This window comes from Zoogloea sp. LCSB751 (assembly GCF_002028455.1).
GTDB lineage: Bacteria > Pseudomonadota > Gammaproteobacteria > Burkholderiales > Rhodocyclaceae > Zoogloea.
In genome coordinates, this window is the sequence record NZ_MWUM01000010.1 from 118,356 (window position 1) to 135,729 (window position 17,374).

Annotated in this window: 19 protein-coding genes; 12 read left to right on the forward strand and 7 right to left on the reverse strand. The window is 68.1% G+C overall.

The features are described from left to right. The first annotated feature begins 2 nt into the window (after positions 1-2). The 5 genes from B4920_RS13335 (at position 3) to B4920_RS13355 (ending at position 2,647) form a co-directional block, all read left to right on the forward strand. Entirely contained in the window at positions 3-191 is a 189-nt protein-coding gene (locus B4920_RS13335; protein WP_079435181.1) for a hypothetical protein, read from the forward strand. Positions 192-219: 28 nt separating this feature from the next. Continuing rightward, positions 220-990: an SDR family NAD(P)-dependent oxidoreductase gene (locus B4920_RS13340; RefSeq protein ID WP_079435182.1), complete on the forward strand. Its 771-nt coding sequence runs from the start codon at positions 220-222 to the stop codon at positions 988-990. A gap of 57 nt (positions 991-1,047) precedes the next feature. After that, entirely contained in the window at positions 1,048-1,578 is a 531-nt protein-coding gene (locus B4920_RS13345; protein ID WP_079435183.1) for a nuclear transport factor 2 family protein, read from the forward strand. Then, positions 1,575-2,102: a nuclear transport factor 2 family protein gene (locus B4920_RS13350; RefSeq protein WP_079435184.1), complete on the forward strand. Its 528-nt coding sequence runs from the start codon at positions 1,575-1,577 to the stop codon at positions 2,100-2,102. Before B4920_RS13345 ends, B4920_RS13350 begins: the two co-directional genes overlap by 4 nt. Positions 2,103-2,197: 95 nt before the next feature. Beyond that, a complete protein-coding gene (locus tag B4920_RS13355; protein ID WP_079435185.1) occupies positions 2,198-2,647 on the forward strand; it encodes a VOC family protein in 450 nt (149 codons plus the stop codon). A gap of 57 nt (positions 2,648-2,704) precedes the next feature. On the opposite strand, the gene B4920_RS13360 is transcribed toward B4920_RS13355, so the two are convergent. From B4920_RS13360 to B4920_RS13390, 6 genes are all read right to left on the reverse strand, one after another. After that, positions 2,705-3,745 (reverse strand): NADP-dependent oxidoreductase, encoded by a 1,041-nt coding sequence (locus tag B4920_RS13360; RefSeq protein ID WP_079435186.1) that lies wholly within the window; start codon positions 3,743-3,745, stop codon positions 2,705-2,707. A 28-nt stretch (positions 3,746-3,773) separates the two neighbouring features. Further along, the gene (locus tag B4920_RS13365; protein ID WP_079435187.1) at positions 3,774-4,532 is read right to left on the reverse strand and encodes an SDR family NAD(P)-dependent oxidoreductase; all 759 of its coding nucleotides are present in this window, start codon (positions 4,530-4,532) and stop codon (positions 3,774-3,776) included. 77 nt (positions 4,533-4,609) lie between these two features. Then, positions 4,610-5,920 carry an SRPBCC family protein gene (locus B4920_RS13370; protein WP_161493303.1) on the reverse strand — a complete coding sequence of 437 codons (1,311 nt, stop codon included), beginning with the start codon at positions 5,918-5,920 and terminating at the stop codon, positions 4,610-4,612. Positions 5,921-6,197: 277 nt separating this feature from the next. After that, positions 6,198-6,971, reverse strand: a complete 774-nt coding sequence (locus B4920_RS13375) for a LuxR family transcriptional regulator (protein ID WP_079435189.1) — start codon at positions 6,969-6,971, stop codon at positions 6,198-6,200. A gap of 56 nt (positions 6,972-7,027) precedes the next feature. Next, positions 7,028-7,444, reverse strand: a complete 417-nt coding sequence (locus B4920_RS28420; RefSeq protein WP_088179458.1) for a hypothetical protein — start codon at positions 7,442-7,444, stop codon at positions 7,028-7,030. Further along, on the reverse strand, positions 7,444-9,195 hold the full coding sequence (locus B4920_RS13390; RefSeq protein WP_079435192.1) for an FAD-dependent oxidoreductase: 1,752 nt from the start codon (positions 9,193-9,195) through the stop codon (positions 7,444-7,446). The genes B4920_RS28420 and B4920_RS13390 overlap by 1 nt, the downstream gene beginning before the upstream one ends. A gap of 164 nt (positions 9,196-9,359) precedes the next feature. Here B4920_RS13390 and B4920_RS13395 point away from each other — a divergent pair, with 164 nt between their 5' ends. The 7 genes from B4920_RS13395 (at position 9,360) to B4920_RS13425 (ending at position 16,870) form a co-directional block, all read left to right on the forward strand. Beyond that, positions 9,360-9,947: a TetR/AcrR family transcriptional regulator gene (locus tag B4920_RS13395; RefSeq protein WP_079435193.1), complete on the forward strand. Its 588-nt coding sequence runs from the start codon at positions 9,360-9,362 to the stop codon at positions 9,945-9,947. A gap of 38 nt (positions 9,948-9,985) precedes the next feature. Continuing rightward, positions 9,986-10,432: a bacteriohemerythrin gene (locus B4920_RS13400; RefSeq protein ID WP_079435194.1), complete on the forward strand. Its 447-nt coding sequence runs from the start codon at positions 9,986-9,988 to the stop codon at positions 10,430-10,432. A gap of 288 nt (positions 10,433-10,720) precedes the next feature. After that, positions 10,721-12,340 carry a GMC family oxidoreductase gene (locus B4920_RS13405; RefSeq protein ID WP_079435195.1) on the forward strand — a complete coding sequence of 540 codons (1,620 nt, stop codon included), beginning with the start codon at positions 10,721-10,723 and terminating at the stop codon, positions 12,338-12,340. A gap of 3 nt (positions 12,341-12,343) precedes the next feature. Further along, complete coding sequence (locus B4920_RS13410) at positions 12,344-13,345, forward strand: NADP-dependent oxidoreductase (RefSeq protein WP_079435196.1); 1,002 nt, start codon at positions 12,344-12,346, stop codon at positions 13,343-13,345. A 22-nt stretch (positions 13,346-13,367) separates the two neighbouring features. After that, entirely contained in the window at positions 13,368-14,801 is a 1,434-nt protein-coding gene (locus B4920_RS13415; protein WP_079435197.1) for an FAD-dependent oxidoreductase, read from the forward strand. Continuing rightward, entirely contained in the window at positions 14,798-15,580 is a 783-nt protein-coding gene (locus tag B4920_RS13420; RefSeq protein ID WP_079435198.1) for an SDR family NAD(P)-dependent oxidoreductase, read from the forward strand. Before B4920_RS13415 ends, B4920_RS13420 begins: the two co-directional genes overlap by 4 nt. Positions 15,581-15,664: 84 nt before the next feature. After that, complete coding sequence (locus B4920_RS13425) at positions 15,665-16,870, forward strand: SRPBCC family protein (protein WP_079435199.1); 1,206 nt, start codon at positions 15,665-15,667, stop codon at positions 16,868-16,870. Between the two features lie 87 nt (positions 16,871-16,957). Here B4920_RS13425 and B4920_RS13430 read toward each other — a convergent pair whose 3' ends face one another. Further along, positions 16,958-17,284, reverse strand: a complete 327-nt coding sequence (locus B4920_RS13430) for a hypothetical protein (protein ID WP_088179459.1) — start codon at positions 17,282-17,284, stop codon at positions 16,958-16,960. Positions 17,285-17,374: the final 90 nt, after the last annotated feature.

Below are 17,374 nucleotides of genomic sequence, written 5' to 3' on the forward strand. Positions count from 1 at the left end.
GCATGGATGCCCTCAAGGTCGTGAGCTTCCTGCACCGCCGCGCCGACTTCAGCCAGACCCGCTTCAGCGAATACTGGCGGACCACCCACAAGGAGCACGCGCTGAAGTTGGTGGAGGCCGGCTTCTTCCGTGGCTACATCCAGAACCACGCGCTGGACTGGCAGCCCGAGGCGCCGGCAACCGAACACTGAACACAACGAGGAAGAGGAGAAGAAAACCATGACAGGACCGAGCCTGCACAACAAGGTCGCCATCGTCACCGGCGCCGGAATGGGCATGGGCGCCGCCACGGCGCTGTTGTTCGCCGAAGCCGGCGCCAGGGTGGTGGTGTCGGACGTCAATGAGGCGGCCGGCCGCGAGGTGGTCGCCCGCATCGAACAGGCCGGCGGCACGGCGCTGTTCCACAAGTCCAACGTGGCCGTCGGCGCCGAGGTGGACCAGCTGGTCCGTGCCACCGTCGAGTGCTTCGGGCGTCTCGACGTGGCGGTGAACAATGCCGCGGTGACCCCCGACACGCGGCCGTTGGCCGAACTGGATGAAGCCGAGTTCGACAAGGTGCTGGCGGTGGACCTGAAGGGCGTGGCCCTGTGCCTGCGCTACCAGCTGGCACAGATGATCCGCCAGGGGCAGGGCGGTTCGATCGTGAACATCGGCTCGGTGAGCTCCTTCCGGCCGCAGCCCAACAACGGCGCCTACGTCGCCGCCAAGCACGGCGTCATCGGCCTGACCAAGGTCGCGGCGCTGGAGAACGGCGCGCACAGGATCCGCGTCAATGCGGTGGCGCCGGGCGCCATCGACACCCCGATGCTGCGCGGCGCGCTCGACGCGATGGGCGCCAGCGAGGCCGATTTCGCCGCGGTGCTGAGCCTGCTCGGCCGCTTCGGCGAGGCGCGGGAAGTTGCCCAGGCCAGCCTGTGGCTGGCTTCCGACCTCGCCTCCTACGTCACTGGCACCACCATCAACGTGGATGCCGGCTACGCCAACCGCTGACCCCGATAACGGGGCGGCGATCATTACAAAGACGATTCACCCAAGAAGGAGACCAGCATGAGTGACAACAACGAGCAGCAGCTTTTGCAGCAACTGGAAGACAAGCAGGCCCTGCGCGAACTGGGCACCCTGTTCGCCCGCGCCGCCGACCGCGCCGACCGCAGCCTGCTGGCCAGCCTGTTCGCCGACGGCGCGCAGGTCAGCGATGGTGGCTTCAGCGGCCCGGCCAGCGAGTTCGTCGGGGTGTGCGTGGCGCCGGCCGGCCTGGAGCGCAGCTTCCACTCGGTGTCCAACGAGTTCTACCAGGTGGACGGCGACACGGCTCGCGGCGAGCTGTACGTGATCACCGTCAGCACCTGGAACAAGGACGGCGCCAAGACCGACACCCTGATCGGCGGCCGCTACCTGGACGAATACCGCAAGGTCGGCGGGGCCTGGAAGATCGCCCGGCGTACCTTCGTGCATGAGTGGAACATGAGCTTCCCGACCACCACCGTGTGGGACGAGGGCCTGTTCGGCATGATCAAGCTGCGCGGCACCCGCGGCCAGGACGACCCCAGCTACACCCTGTTCGGAGAAAAGGCATGAGCAGCGCCGCCCGCATCCGCGCGCTGGCGGACAAGCAGGCGATCCACGAGCAGATGTGCCGCTACATCCAGGCCGTCGATCGCTGCGACCTCGAGCTGCTGAAGTCCACCTTCCACCACGACGGTACGGTGATCTTCGGCATCTTCGACGGCAACGCCCACGCCTTCTGCGACTACGACATCCCCTTCATCAAGGACAACCTGATCTGGGCCTACCACCGCATCGCCAACGTGCTGATCGAGTTCGACAGCGACACGCTGGCTCGTGCCGAGTCCTACATGCTCGGCAACGCGGCGGCGGCGCTGCCTGATGGCACGAAGATCAACTGTCCGGACAACATGCGTTATCGCGATGTATGGGAGAAGCGTGACGGCGTCTGGAAAATGCGCCACCGCGACCTGGTGATGGACTGGAACGGCTGCTGGCCCTACGCCGGCCGTGAGGACGGTGAGTTCGCCGCCTACCGTATCCAGGGCTCGCGGGATCGCAACGACCGCGTCTACCAGCTCGGCCTGGTGCCCTGAGCGGACAGGGCCGGAAGCCCGCCGGCTTCCGGCCTTTCACCCAACGAGGAGGAGAACGACCGCATGCGTTTCGACAATGACAAGGCGAGGGCGCGATGATCCGTGGCGTCCATCACGTGGCCCTGTCCACCGCCGACCTGCCGCGCCTGCAGGCCTTTTACTGCGACCTGCTCGGCTTCCGGGAGATTGCCCGCGCCAGCTGGCACGGCGACCAGGCCAAGATCGACCGGGTCATGGACCTGCCGGAAACCGCGGCGACCACAGTGATGCTGGAGCTTGGCCCGCTGTGCGTGGAGCTGTTCCAGTTCGCGGCGCCGGCGCAGCCGTCGAAGGCGGACGGCGAGCGGCCGGTGCACAAGCACGGCATCACCCACCTGTGCTTCGACGTGGACGATGTGGATGCGGAATACCGCCGCTTGAGCGCCGCCGGCGTGCGCTTCCACACTCCGCCGCAGGATTTCGGCGTCGCCAAGGCCACCTACGGCCGCGATCCGGACGGCAATGTCTTCGAGCTGCAGCAGCTGACGGGCGGCTTCCACGCCTGAAATGCAAACCCCGGAGCGCCGCCTGGCCGGCGGTGCTCCGGGGTTTTCTCATGCCGCTTACAGGTCGTCGTCGGTCAGCTTGACCAGCAGCTTGCCGGTGTTGGCGCCGGTGAACAGCTTGGCGAAGGCCGGAATGGTGCTGTCGAGGCCGACCGAGATGTCCTCGCTGAACTTCAGCTGGCCGCTGTCCACCCAGCCCTTCATCTCGGCGATGGCGGCAGGGAACTGGTCCTGGTAGTAGAGCGTCAGGAAGCCGCGCACGGTGGCGCAGCGGGCCAGGATCTGCCAGTAGTTGTAGGGGCCGGGGATCGGGCCGCTCTTGGTGTAGTCGCCGATGGCGCCACAGAACGCGATGCGCGCGAACATGGCCAGGTTGAGCAGCGCCGCGTCGAGGATCTCGCCGCCGACGTTGTCGAAGAAGATGTCCACGCCCTTGGGGCACAGCTCGGCGATGTCGCGGGACAGCTGCTCGGTGTTCTTGCCCTTGTAGTTGAAGGCGGCGTCGAAACCGAGCTCGTCCACCAGTATGCGGCACTTCTCGTCGCTGCCGGCGATGCCGACCACGCGGCAGCCCTTGATCCTGGCGATCTGCCCGGCGATCGAGCCGACGGCGCCGGCGGCGGCGCTGATCAGCGCGGTCTCGCCGGGCTTGGGCTGGCCGATGTCGAGCATGCCGAAGTAAGGCGTCAGGCCCATCGCGCTGAAGATGCTCAGGTGGTAGTGCAGCGGAAAGTCGGGACTCGGCTGGACCGTGTGGAGGATGCCGTCGGCGCCGATCACCGAGTAGTCCTGCCACCCGCTGCAGGCGTAGGCGACCACGTAGTCGTCTTCCTGGTGGGCCGGGTTGCGGCTCTTGACGACGCGGCCGAGGGCCGTGCTGCGCACCGGTGCGCCGATGGGGATTGGCGGGAAGTAGGTGCAGTCCGGCTTCATCCAGCTGCGGATCGCCGCGTCGAGGGACAGATAGAGGTTCTGGATCACCACCTCGCCGTCGGCGGGCTCGGGGACCGGGACCTTGCGCCAGGCAAAGTCGTCCGCCTCGGGGATGCCGTCCGGGCGGCGGGCGAGGGTGATCTGGCGGTTGAGGGTGTGCGGCATGGCGGGCGTCCTGTCGGGCCGGCGGCGCTTACATCGCGGTCCAGCCGCCATCCACGGTGAGCAGCGCGCCGTGGACGAAGGAAGCCTTGTCGGAGGCCAGCCACAGCACTGCGTTGGCGACCTCGTCCACCTGGCCGAGGCGGCCGATGGGGTGCAGCGGCAGCAGGCTCTTCTCCAGCTCCGGCAGGTTGGGGTGGTTTTCCAGCAGCGGGGTGCGGATCACGCCGGGGCAGATCGCATTGACGCGGATGTTCTTGCCGCCGACCTCCACCGCCACCGTCTTGGTCAGGCCGGCCACCGCATGCTTGCTGGCGTTGTAGGGGGAGGCGCCGGGCACCACGGTGATGCTGAGGGCCGAGGCGGTGTTGATGACCACGCCGCCGCCCTGCTTTTCCATCTGCGCGATGGCGTACTTCATGCACAGCCAGACGCCCTTCAGGTTCACCGCGATGACCCGGTCGAAGTCCGCTTCGGAGGTCTCGGTGATCGGCGCCATGTCGTTGTCCACGCCGGCGTTGTTGAGGGTGATGTCGAGGCGGCCCCAGGTCTCGACGATCTGGCGCACCAGGCTCTCGACTTCGGACGACTTGGTGACGTCGAGGCGGAAGAAGCGGGCGGTGCCGCCAGCGGCCTCGATCTGGGCGACGGTTTCCTTGCCGCCGGCCTCGGTGATGTCGGCCACCGCGATGCGGGCGCCCTCGCGGGCGAAGGCCAGGGCGGCGGCGCGGCCGATGCCGGAGCCGGCACCGGTGATGAGGACGACCTTGTTGTCGAATTCTTTTTGCATGGCGGTTTCCGTTGGAGTGGTTTGCGGGTTGGGGGTGCCCTGCCTGGCCTGCCCCCAAGGGGAGCAGGCCGGACCGCTCAGCGGCGGCCTGCGATGTAGTCGTTGATCACTTCGTGCAGGCGGCGCACGCGGTCTTCCTGGCCGGACAGGTAGGCGTCCTGGTAGCCGCGGGAGTGCAGGCCGAGCTGCTGGGCGACGGCGACGCTCAGGTCCTGGTCGGCGACGAAGCCGATGGAGGCCTCGCCGTGCAGGAAGGTCTCGTGGGGGGCCGGTTCGTACTTGCGCTTGCCGGTCGGGGTGTCCACCTCGTCGCGGCCTTCCACCGGCGGCATCATGACCCAGTGGTCGAACAGGCACTTCTCCGGATCGCTGGGGTGCGGCAGCGGCCGCAGGACCTGGAAGAAGTCGCTGGCCATGGTCAGCGTGGTGTTAGGGAAGATCGTGAAGTGGTGGTAGTCGGTCAGCTGGGCGTCGGACACGCCTTCATAGTGCTTGTGGCCGCGCGCGGGGCCGAGGGCACGCTTCTGCTGCTGCAGCGCCACGCGGGTGTCGCGCACGCGGCCTTCGAAGGCCGCCGGGTCCAGGTCCCATTCGCGCAGGATGGCGTCCAGCGGCGCCTGCACCACATTCACGCGGGAATTGGCGGAGGGCAGGTGGCCCTTCATCTTCATCACGTTGTGGCCGTTCTTGTACAGCTCGAACTCGGTGTTCTGGTAGGCGTCGTCGATGAAGGTGCCCAGCTCGCGGTGCAGGCTGAGGATGTGGTAGGCCTCGTTGAAGTTGTCGTGGATGATCTTCCAGTTGCACTCCACCAGGCCGGTCATCCAGTTCACCCGCGTCCAGTTGGCGGTCTGGTAGGCCTCCAGCTGGTCGGCGACGACACCCAGGTAGTCGCGCAGCGACGGGGCGTTCGGGTCCATGTTGAACCACACCAGGCCGCCGAGGGATTCGCAGCGGATCTCCTTCAGCTTCATCTTGCCGATCGGGTTGCCCTGCGGGTAGTCCTCGGCGTCGCGCACGTGGCGCACCACGCCGTCCAGGCTGAAAGTCCAGCTGTGGTAGGCGCACACCATGCGTTTGACGCCGCACTTGCCGTCGTCGGCAACCAGGCGGTTGCCGCGGTGCGGGCAGACGTTGTAGAACGCGCGGATCGTGCCGTCCTCGTCGCTGGTCATCAGGATGGATTCCGCGCCGATGTTCTGGGTCATGGTCGAGCCGGGCTTGGCCAGCTGGGCCGCCATGCCGCCGATCTGCCAGGTGCGGGCGAAAACGCCGTCCCATTCCTTCTGCGCGAATTCCTTCGAGTAGTAGCGGTCGCCGGTGATCGGGTCACCGCGCAGGAACTTGCCGCTTTCCTTTGCCTCTTCGATGCGTTGCTGGATGCTCATGTCGTCCTCCTTCGGTGCCGGCCCTGGGCCAGCCCTCATTGATATGAATGGTCAAGGTCTCGTCTGTCGGGGGACGCCCCGCCGTCTGTGCGGCGGTGGCGTCTGCGATTGCGGGTCGGGTTGCGCTGCGGCGTTCCGACCGATCCTGTGACTTGTCTCGCGGGAAATACTACTCCTATAACAAACAATTCAGTTGGTTTTTTGTATGCCTTCCGGCCGCTTTCCCTGCGCGGCGGGATCGGGGGCGAGCGCTGTCGTGCGGCGGGCCATGGGGGGCTCAGAACAGGCGGATCAGGCCGAGGGTGCAGGCGATGGCCACCGCGTGGCTGCGGTTGCTGGCGTCCAGCTTCTTCATGGCCTTGCCGAGGTGGAAATGCACCGTCTCCCGGGAGCGGCCGAGGATCAGCCCGATGTCTTCGTCGGTCTTGCCGCGGGCCACCCACGACAGGCATTCCAGCTCCCGCGGCGACAGGGTGTCGGCGGCGGCCTGGGCGTCGCGCTTGCGGGCGGCGCTTTCGAGGACATCCGCCCGGGCGATGAAGGCGTGGGAGATCAGCCAGGTCTCGCGCCAGGTGTCCCGGTGGCGGCGGCGCAGTGCGGCCGGATCGTGGCCGAACCAGGACACGTAGCCGGTCTTGCCGCCGGGGCGATGTACCGGCACCGTCACCGCGCCGTCGGCGCAGTCCCGGTAGGCCGCCAGCGTGTCGCGCTGCGCGGCGTCGAGGGCTTCGCCGTGCCAGGTCTCGCTGTCCGGGTCGGCGTCCCACAGGAAGGCGTCCATGCTGCGCCCGCAGCGCCGGCTGACCGGGCAGTGCAGGGCCAGGCGGTCGTCCTGCCAGTGCTTCAGGGTGTCGGGCGACCAGCCCATGTCCACGGCGACGAAGCGGCCGTCCTCGGCAAGCGGCAGGCGGGTCTGCTCCATGTCGGCCTGGAAGGCGGCGCGTTCCCAGCCCAGTGCCGTGGAGTACTCGGCCAGCAGGCGCCCGGCCGCGGCGAGGGACGGGCTGGTGGCGAGGCCTTCGCGGAAGCGGGCTGCGGTGTTGCGGACCATGGCTGTCTCCTTGGTCACAGGGTTGGAAACGCGGGAGCCTCGGGAAGAGCGCCGCGTCAGTTGTTGGGCGCGCCGGCGGCGATCCAGCGGCGCAGCAGTTCGCGGGTGGCGTCGTCGAGGGGCGGCTGGCCGAAGGGCATGCGCTCGCCGCTGCCGCCGGCGTCCAGGTGGGTGCCGTCCAGCTTGTGCATCAGGTAGCTCTTGTCCGGCGCGCCGGGGGCGACCCGCTGCAGCGGGCTTTCCACCGAGGCGACCTTGACCAGGGAGGCGTAGGCGCCGCCCGGGTGGAGCTTCATCTGGCCGGCTTCCTGGCCGGTGAGGTGGCAGGTGGCGCAGTTGGCGCGCAGCACGGGGGCGACGTCGCGGGCGAAACTGACAGAGGCGCTGACGGCGGGCGCGGCGGCCCCGGCACCGGCGGATGCCAGGGCGGCCAGCGCCGCGACCGCGAGGGCCGCGAGGCTGGCGGGGCGCATCAGGCTGCCACTCCGGTGGCGTGCAGGCCGGCGATGTAGCCGAAGGTGAGCGCCATGCCGATGGTGCCGCCGGCGCCGTAGTAGGCGCCGCGGGCCGGGCTGGCGATGCAGTTGCCGGCGCCGTAGAGGCCGGGGATCGGCTTGCCGTTGGTGTCGAGCACCTGGGCGTGCTCGTTGATCATCGGCCCGCCGTTGGTGTCGAGGGCACCCGGGGCGAGGATGAAAGCGTAGTACGGGCCCTGCTCGGTGAACGGGTGCATCGTCACGTTGGGCATCGGGTTGGCGGGCTGGCTGCTGCCTTTGCGCACCGGCGAGAACAGGGCCTGCCAGTCCTTGTCGTAGTCGTGCACGCCGCGCTCGAATTCCAGATCCTTGCCGGTTTGGGCGTAGCCGTTGAAGCGGCCGACGGTGTCGGCGAGCTGGCTGGCGAAGTCCGCCTCCAGCTTGAAGCCGCCGGTCTTGTCCTGCAGCTTGTCTAGGCGCGCGGCGATGTTGGCGGACAGCTCGGCAAGGCTGGCGCCCTCGATCAGGTGCGGCGAGGCGCGGCGGTCGGCGGGGATCGGGAAGGCGCCGCCGAAGGCGTCCAGGCTGCGCCCGTCGAAGATCATGAACTGGAACTGGTTGGGGTACTCCTTCTTCACCGGGTCGAAGATAAAGTGCACCTGGGTGCGGTCGTTGTAGTTGATCTTCTCGTTGACGATGCGCCGGCCGTACTTGTTGACCAGGATCATCGAGTCGCCCGGCAGCACGAAGGCGCCCATGCCGATGGCGCGGTTCTGCAGGGCTTCCTCCAGCACGACCTGGGTGCGCCAGGCGGTGTTGAGGCTGCCCATGCGGGCGCCGGCGGCGCCGGCGATGGAGATAAAGTCGCCGGTCGAGCCGGGCATCGCGCAGGCGCCGTAGAGGCCGGGCTGGTGCAGGCCGACCAGCTCGGTGTTGTGGGCGAAGCCGCCGGTGCCGAACACCACGCCGCGGCGGGCCTTGATGCGCACCAGCTTGTCGCCGTGCACGGCCTCGATGCCGACCACGCGCTCGCCGTCCTTCACGACGCGGGTGACCCGGTGTTCGAGGAGGATCGGCATCTTGCGGGCGGCCAGCCACTTTTCCATCTGGCTGGCCAGGCTGCCGCCGCCGACGCTGGAGCCGGCGCCAGCCGCCGGTTCGAGGGCGCGGCCGCGGGAAACCTTGTTCTCCGGCAGGTGGTCGGCATAATCCGGGGCGTACTTGTCCACGAACCACATCTTGAATTCACGGAAATGCACCGCATCCAGCTTGCCCAGGTGCTCGATCATCTGCGAGCCCTTGTCGTAGAAGGTCTCCAGCAGGCGATAGTCGTGCGGGTCGAGGCCGAGGGTCGGGCTGTGCGGCGTGTATTCGCGGGGGAAGGCGTAGCGGGCCAGGTAGCGCAGGCAGTCGCCCTTCTCGTCGTGGATGCCGCGGGCGCGCAGGAAGGGGTTGTTGGGAATCCAGGTGACGCCGCCGGACTTGCCGGTGGTACCGCCGGGCAGCGGCATTTTTTCGACCAGGATCACCTTGGCGCCCTGGCCGACCGTGGTGACGGCGGCCGCACAGGCGGCGGCGCCGGAGCCGACGCAGACCACGTCGGTTTCATGGTCCCACTTCTGGGAGGAAGCCTTGGCCGCTTCGGCGGCGCTGGGGCCGAGGCCGAGGGTGGCCAGGCTGCCGGCGGCGATGGCGCCGCGCTTCAGCAGGTCGCGACGGGTCGGCTGCTTGGGGATAGAGCTGCTCATCAGGTTCTCCTTTGGATTTTCGTCTTGGGGCGGGCCTTGTCCGGGGCCTGCCGAGTCTCCAGCGCGGTGCCTGTCCGGTTTGTCCGGAGCTTTGTTGCGCCGCGCCTTTTTTTATTTACAACACGTGTTGTAAACTAGACCAAGCCTGATTGAAGAGTCAACACATGCCTGCACCCGTCGACCACGAAAGCCGCCGCCGGCAGATCGCCCGCATCGCCACCGACATCATTTCCCGCGTCGGGCTGGATGCGGTGACGATGCGCCAGATCGCCGCCGAGGCTGGATTCAGCACCACCATCGTCACCCACTACTTCGCCAGCAAGCGCGAGCTGCTGCTGTACACCTACCGCTCATCGGCGTTGGACGCCCAGCGCCGGGTGGACGAAGTGCTGGCGCGTGACCCGGCCGACCTGCAGGGCAGCATCGAGGCGCTACTGCCGCTGGATCCGGCCCAACTCGGGGAATGGAAGGTCTATTTCGCGTTCTGGCAGATGGCCCTGGTGGATGCGGATTTCGCCGCCGAGCAGCGCGCCCAGGCCGAGAACGCCCGCGCGATCCTGCAGCGCGTGCTGGAGGCGCGGGTCGCCGCCGGGCGCACCCGCATCGTGCCGGACGAGGTGGATACCGCTGCGCGGCGCCTGCTGGTGCAGGTGCTGGGTATCGCCATCCATTCCCTTTTCGACGCGACGGACTGGTCGGGGGACGGGCAGAAGGCCTATCTGGCCAAGGAGCTGGCCGCTCTGGGATACTGATGCGGTAAAGCACAACACAAGATCACTAGGAGACAGCAATGAGCGAAGAAACGAACGGCCTGCCGTGGACCGACAATTACCTGCTCGGCTACACGCCGATGGACGACACCCACCGGGAGTTCGTGGACGTGGTGAATGCCATGCTCACCTGTGCCGACGACGAACTGGCCGCCAACGTGCGCGCCTTCATCGCGCATGCCGAGAAGCACTTCGCCGACGAGAAGGCGTGGATGGAGGCGAGCGACTTCCCGGCCACCGATTGCCATGTGGACGATCACAACGCGGTGCTGGATTCGGCCCGCGAGGTCGAGCCGCTGGTGGCCGCCGGCAACATCGCCATCGGCCGTGAGTTCGCCACCGAGCTGGCGCGCTGGTTCCCGGGCCACGCCGACTACCTGGATTCCGCGCTGGCCCACTGGCTGGTCAAGAAGAGTGCCGGCGGCAAGCCGGTGGTACTGCGCCGCAAGGTGACGCTGCCCGAGTGAGGCTCCCCCACAGGCCCAACCCCAGCTCGGGGAGACGCGGGCCCACGCCGGAAGACACCGTAGGGGCGAATTCATTCGCCCGCAGTGGTCGATCCACGTGCGAAGGGCGAATGAATTCGCCCCTACAACGCCACAGCGTGAGGCGCTGAACAGAGAATTTGTCTCCGGCCGCCCCTTGGTTTTTCCGCCGAAGCGGAGTAGGCTTAAACAAACAAAATTGTTTGTTTGTAAAAATGAAGACGCAGCCGGACCGGTGACGCCGCGCGAGGCTGGAGGAGAACGGCATTCATGGAACACTACGACTACATCGTCGTCGGCGCCGGTTCGGCCGGCTGCGTGCTGGCCAACCGCTTGTCGGAGGACGGGCGCAGCCGCGTGCTGCTGCTGGAGGCCGGCGATCACAACGCGACGCCGCTGGTGAACATGCCCAAGGGCTTCGCCAAGCTGGTCGCGATGCCGGCCCATGCCTGGCACTTTCCGGTCCAGCAGCCGCGCCTGCCGGGCCAGCCGGCTGGCGAGATGTGGGTGCGCGGCAAGGGCCTCGGCGGCTCCAGCGCCATCAACGGCATGATCTACGTGCGCGGCCAGCCGGAGGACTACGCGGCCTGGGGCGAGGCCGCCGGCGCCGACTGGAACTGGGCGGCGATGAAGGAAGTCTTCCGCACCATCGAGAACCACGACCTCGGCGCCGACGAGCTGCGTGGCGTGGGCGGACCGCTGCACGTCAGCGCCGGCAAGTTCCGCTACCCGGTCAGTGAGGCGATGATCCGCGCCGGCCAGGAGATGGGTCTGCAGCGCAAGGAAGACCTCAACCGGGAGGACCAGGAAGGCGTCGGCTATTACGCCCACACCATCCACAAGGGACGGCGCTGGAGTTCGGCCAAGGCCTTCCTGGAGCCAGCCCGGCGGCGGCCCAACCTGAAGGTGATGACCGGCGTGCACGTGGACCGGGTGCTGTTCGACGGCACGCGGGCGGTCGGCGTGGCCGGCCGGCGCAACGGCGAGGCGGTCAGCTACCGCTGCCGCGGCGAGGTGATCCTGTCCGGCGGCGCGATGCTGACGCCGAAGATCCTGCAGCTGTCCGGCATCGGCCCCGGCGCGGTGCTGAACAAGGCCGGCGTGCCGGTGCTGGTGGATGCGCCTGACGTGGGCCGCCGCATGCGCGAGCACCTGGGCTTCCTGCTGCCCTTCCGCCTGAAGAACGACAAGGGCCTCAACTACCGTTTCCGCGGCCTCGGCCTGGTGCGCAGCGTGCTGGAGTACTACCTGCTGCGCAGCGGTCCGATGGCCACCGGGCCCTTCGAGGTGGGCGCCTTCGTGCGCACTTCGCCGGCGGTGAAGACGCCGGACGCCCAGCTCTACCTGTCGGCCTTCACCTATCCGCGCAGCGACGACAACTTCCCGGTGCCGGACGGCGTCGAGGATCAGCCGGGCATCACCGCCTACGGCCAGCTGGTGCGCCTGAGCAGCGAAGGTGAAATGGCCATCACCGCCGCCGACCCGAATGCCGCGATGGACATCAAGCCCAACTGGCTGAGCACCGACGAGGACTGCCGCGCCGCCATCGACATGTTCCGCTACATGCGCCGCTACATGCGCCAGCCGGCGCTGGCCGGCTATGTCGGCGAGGAACTCGGCCCCGGCGTCGCCTGTGAGACCGACGAGCAGATCCTCGACCTGTTCCGCCGCGCCTCCCTGTGCGGCACCCACGCCGTCGCCACCTGCCGGATGGGCCGCGATGCCGCTTCCGTCGTCGATGAACGCCTGCGCGTGCGCGGCGTGCAGGGCCTGCGCGCGGCGGACTGTTCGGTGATGCCGGCGCCGATCTCCGGCAACACCAACGGGCCGGCGATGGCGCTGGGCTGGCAGGCGTCCAGGCTGATCCTGGCCGATCGGGCGGGGGGCTGAGCGATGGCCGAAACCAACCTGAAAGTCGTCCTCGCCAGCCGGCCCGACGGCAAGCCTTCCACCGCCAACTTCCGCGTCGAAACAGGGCCGTTGCCGGAGCCCGCCGATGGCGAGGTGCTGGTACGCAACCAGTGGCTGTCCATCGACCCCTACATGCGTGGCCGCATGATGGACATTCGCACCTATGCCGAGCCCGTGGCGCTGGGCGACGTGATGGTCGGCGATACCGCCGGTCTCGTCGTCGCGTCGCGCCATGCCGGTTTCGCGGTCGGCGACGCGGTGGCCGGCCCCCTCGGCTGGCAGCGCTACGGCACGCTGCCGGGCCACGCATTGCGCCATGTGGACACCAGCCGCGTGCCGCTGTCGGCCGGTCTCGGCGTGGCCGGCATGCCCGGCGTCACCGCGTGGGTCGGACTGATGGACCTGTGCGCGCCGCAGGCCGGCGAGACGGTGGTGGTCACCGCCGCGTCGGGCGGTGTCGGCGGTGTGGCCGGCCAGCTGGCGCGCATCGCCGGCTGCCGCGTGGTCGGCGTGGCCGGCGGGCCCGACAAGTGCCGCCACGTGGTGGAGGACCTGGGCTTTCACGCCTGCCTCGACTACCGCGCCGAGGACTTCCGCCAGCAGCTCAAGGCGGCGCTGCCGCAGGGTATCGACTGCATCTTCGACAACGTCGGCGGGCCGGTGCTCGACGCGTTGATCGGCCGCCTCAAGCCGTTTGCGCGGGTGGCCCTGTGCGGCGCCATCTCGGAAGTGGACAACCCCAGCCCGACCGGGCTGCGCCGCCTGCTGCCGCTGATCGTCAATCGCGTCAAGCTGCAGGGCTTCATCGTCGGCGACCACCCGGCACGCTGGCCGGTGGCCATCGACGCGCTGTCCGGCCACGTCGCGGCGGGGCGCCTCCATTACCGCGAAACCATCGCCGACGGGCTGGAAAACGCCCCGCAGGCGCTCCTCGACTTGCTGGCCGGGCGCAGCCTCGGCAAGCAACTGGTCCGCATTGCCTGAAATCTGAAAAGGGACACACGAAATGGAATGGGATTACGACGTGATCATTGTCGGCGGGGGTGGTGCCGGCCTGGCCGCCGCGCTGATGGCTCATAAAGAGGGCGCCCGCTGCATGATCGTCGAGGCCGACGGTCGCCTCGGCGGTGCCACCGCGCAGTCGGGCGGGGTGTTCTACGCCTGCGGCACCAGCGTGCAGCGGGCCGCCGGCATCATGGACGACACGCCCGACGACCTCTACGACTACCTGATGACCCTCAACCAGTGGCAGCTGCGCCCGGACCTGATCCGCTACTACGCGGACCACTGTGGCGCCGCGCTGGAATGGCTGATCGAGCTGGGCAGCGAGTTTCCCAAGGAGTGGCTGGTCAAATCGGGCGTGGACACCGTGGCCCGCGGCCATTCCAGCCAGGGGGCGGGTTCCGGCATTGCCGATGCGCTGATCAACGCGGCCGGGGCGAAGGGCATCGATACGGCCCTCGGCAGCCGTGTGGAAGAGATCCTCTTCGAGGACGGCCGGGTTGTCGGCATTCGTGCCGCCGGCGCCGAGCTGCGCGCCCCGACGGTGGTGATCACCAGCGGCGGCTTCGGCAACAACCCGGAAATGCTCAGGCGCCTGTACCCGTCGGCCTGCCACGAGGGCTGGACCTGGGCGGTGCACAAGGACGTGCCCTATGTGCTCGGCGACGGCATCACGCTGGCCGAGAAGCTCGGCGCCGGCGTGGTCGGCCACGACACCGGCCTGGTGCTGCCCACCTCGGGTTTCAGCAAGTCGCTGGAGGCCTTCCTGCCGCCGTGGATCATCGCGGTGAACAAGGAGGGTCGGCGCTTCATGTCCGAGCTGTCGCCGTACAGCGTGTGTGGCTACCTGCTCAATGCGCAGACCGAGCGCAAGGCCTGGGCGATCTTCGACGAACAGGCGCTGGTGGAAGCCAGCACCAACACCAAGTACCTCGACCCCTACAACGCCGGCATCAGCATCCCGACCTGGGAGGAGCCGACCCTGCGCGCCCAGGTCGCGGCGGGCCGCGTCAAGGTGGCCGGCAGCCTGGCGGCGCTGGCCGGCCAGGTCGGCATCGACGGCGCCGCGCTGGCGCAGACCGTGGCCCGCTACAACGCCGACTGCGATGCCGGTGGTGATTTCCAGTTCTTCAAGAAGGCGCCGGCCTACTTCCCGATCCGCCGGGGGCCGTTCTACGCGGTGGAGATCCGCGCCGCGATCATCGGCCTGACCGCCGCCGGCCTCGACATCGACCGCCAGGCCCGCGTGCTCGACGCGCACCAGCAGCCGATCCCCGGTCTCTACGCGGCGGGCGAGGTGCTGGGCTGTTTCCACGGGGCGCGCTACGGGGGCGGCGGCCTGTCGATCGGCAATGCGGTGGTGTTCGGCCGCCTGGCCGGCGCCGAGGCGGCCCGCTCCGCGTTGGCAGAGCAGGCGGCAAGCGGGGTGGCAGCATGAAGCGCCTGGCCGGACGGGTAGTGCTGGTGACCGGCGCGGCACGCGGCATGGGCGCGACGATGGCGCGCCTGTTCCACGCCGAAGGGGCCAGCGTGGTGATTGCCGACATCCTCGATGCCGATGGCGCGGCGCTGGCCGATGAACTTGGCGACGGCGCGCTGTTCCAGCATCTCGATGTGACGGAGGAGGCCGACTGGCAGCGCGTCGTCAGCGACGTGCTGGAGTGCTGGGGCAGCATCGACGGGCTGGTCAACAACGCCGGCATCAACTTCTCGGAAACCCTGGCCAAGACCGGCCTGGCGGACTTCCGCCGGGTGGTGGACGTGAACCTGGTGGGGCCCTTCCTCGGCATCAAGCACGTGGGGCCGGCGATGGCGGCCCGCGGCTACGGGCGCATCGTCAACATCTCGTCGATCGGCGGCATGACGGCCTGGAACTCGATGGGCGCCTACTGCGCCAGCAAGTGGGGCTTGCGCGGCCTCAGCCGGGTGGCGGCGCTGGAGCTGGGCCAGCGCGGCGTGCGGGTCAATTCGATCCATCCGGGCGGCATCGACACCAGCATGGGCAGCATGTTCGACGGCGACACCGACGCCCTCGACAAGGCCTACCGCAGCCAGCCGGTGCCGCGCATCGGCCGGCCCATCGAGATCGCCCGCATGGCGCTGTTCCTGCTCGGCGAGGAAGCCTCCTACGTGTGCGGCGCCGAGATGGTGGTGGATGGCGGCAATCTGGCCGGTCGCTACTTCGACGGCCTGCCCGGCGCTCCGGCCACTACCTGATCCGGTAGTTGTGGGCGACGGCCGAACGGACGATACTGCGGCCTACATAAAAAACAAACAGTCCTGATCATAAGGAGCGAGACAATGGACAACGTTCAGGTTTACAAGGATCTCATCAAGCGCATGCTGGCCCTCGTCGATGCCGGCACCACCGACAGCGCCGCCGGTGCCTACCGCCAGCCGTCGTCGGTGTATACCGACCCGGCCCTGTTCGAGCGGGAAAAGGCCACCATCTTCAAGGACGAGCCGCAGTTCGTGTGCTTCTCCAGCGACCTGCCGGAGAAAGGCAGCTACTACACCTTCGACGACCTCGGCGTGCCGGTGCTGCTGACCCGCGACAACGAAGGCAAGGTCAATGCCTTCCTCAACGCCTGTACCCACCGCGCCGCGCGCCTGAAGGACGGCTGCGGCAAGACTGCCTCGCTGGCCTGCCCCTACCACAACTGGGGCTTCGACCTGAAAGGCAAGCTGCGCGCGGTGTGGGAGGAAAAGAGCTTCGGCAGCATCGAGAAATCCCTGTACGACCTGGTGCGCCTGCCGGTCGAGGAAAAGTACGGGATGATCTTCGCCGGCATGCACCCGGACGTGAAGGTCTCGGTGGACGAGATCCTCGGCGACATGGCACCGGTCTTCGAGATGTGGGACCTGGGCTCCCTCGGCTACGTCGCCCAGCACGAGTGGAAGCTGCAGACCAACTGGAAGCTGGCGCTGGACACCTTCTGCGAGGGCTACCACTTCCTGGCCCTGCACAAGAACACCCTTGGCGGCATCTCCATCGGCAATACCTCGGCCTTCGACACCTTCGGTCCCGAAGGGCGCAACCACCGCCTGGCCTTCCCCAACGAGAGCATCAAGCGCCTGAAAGAGATCCCCGAGTCCGAATGGACGCTGGACATCTTCAACGACTTCCAGCTGGTGCACTTCATCTACCCCAACACCTCGTTGCTGGTGTCGCCGGTGTCGGTGGAGTTCTTCAAGCTCTACCCGGGCGACAAGCCCGGCGAGCACCGCACCATCTACCGCAGCTATGTGCGCCAGGGCGGCGACAAGGGCTGGGACGGCAACACGCCGCAGGAGCACTTCGAGTTCATCTGCAAAGTGGTGGACGAGGAGGACTACTGGGTGTCCACCAACGTGATGAAGAACCTCAACGCCGGCATGCTGCGTTACAGCACCTTCGGCGCCAACGAGCCGGCCCTGCAGAACATGCACCAGGCCTTCCTGCGCGGCATCGGCGAGGTGCCGGTCGAAGCGCCGCCGACCAAGGTGGGTGTGACGGCGGGCTGCTGAGCCGCCGCTTTCCGACTTGCGGGCGGAGGGAGCGTCGCCGGGGTTTGAGCCCCGGGGCGGTCCCTCCGTTTTCCTTTTGGGGCGGCGTCAGTCGTCGCGGGCGATCAGCGCGTCGCGGCGCTCGCGCAGGCCTGCGGGCATCGACAGGGTCTCCCGGTCCCAGCCTTCCAGTTCCAGCACCTGGCGGAGGCAGTCCTCCATCAACTGGTGTGCCTGGACGGCGGCGTCGGCGATGGTGCGATGGACGATCGGCGCCGTGTCGCTGCTCTCGAGGCAGCGGCGCTGGTAGCGGATCAGGTCGCGCAGGTGGAAGAGTTCCGCCGCCACCTGACCGGGGCAGGCGCACATGTACAAGGCGGCCTCATCGACGATCTTTTCCAGTTCGTCATCTCGAAATTGGTTTTGCAGATCCATGACGTGACGTGACGTGACGATCGAAGGTGGATGGAAAGGCCCATTCCGTGCGGCATGGCCTACGCTGGAATTGTCGCTGCAGCAGGGAGC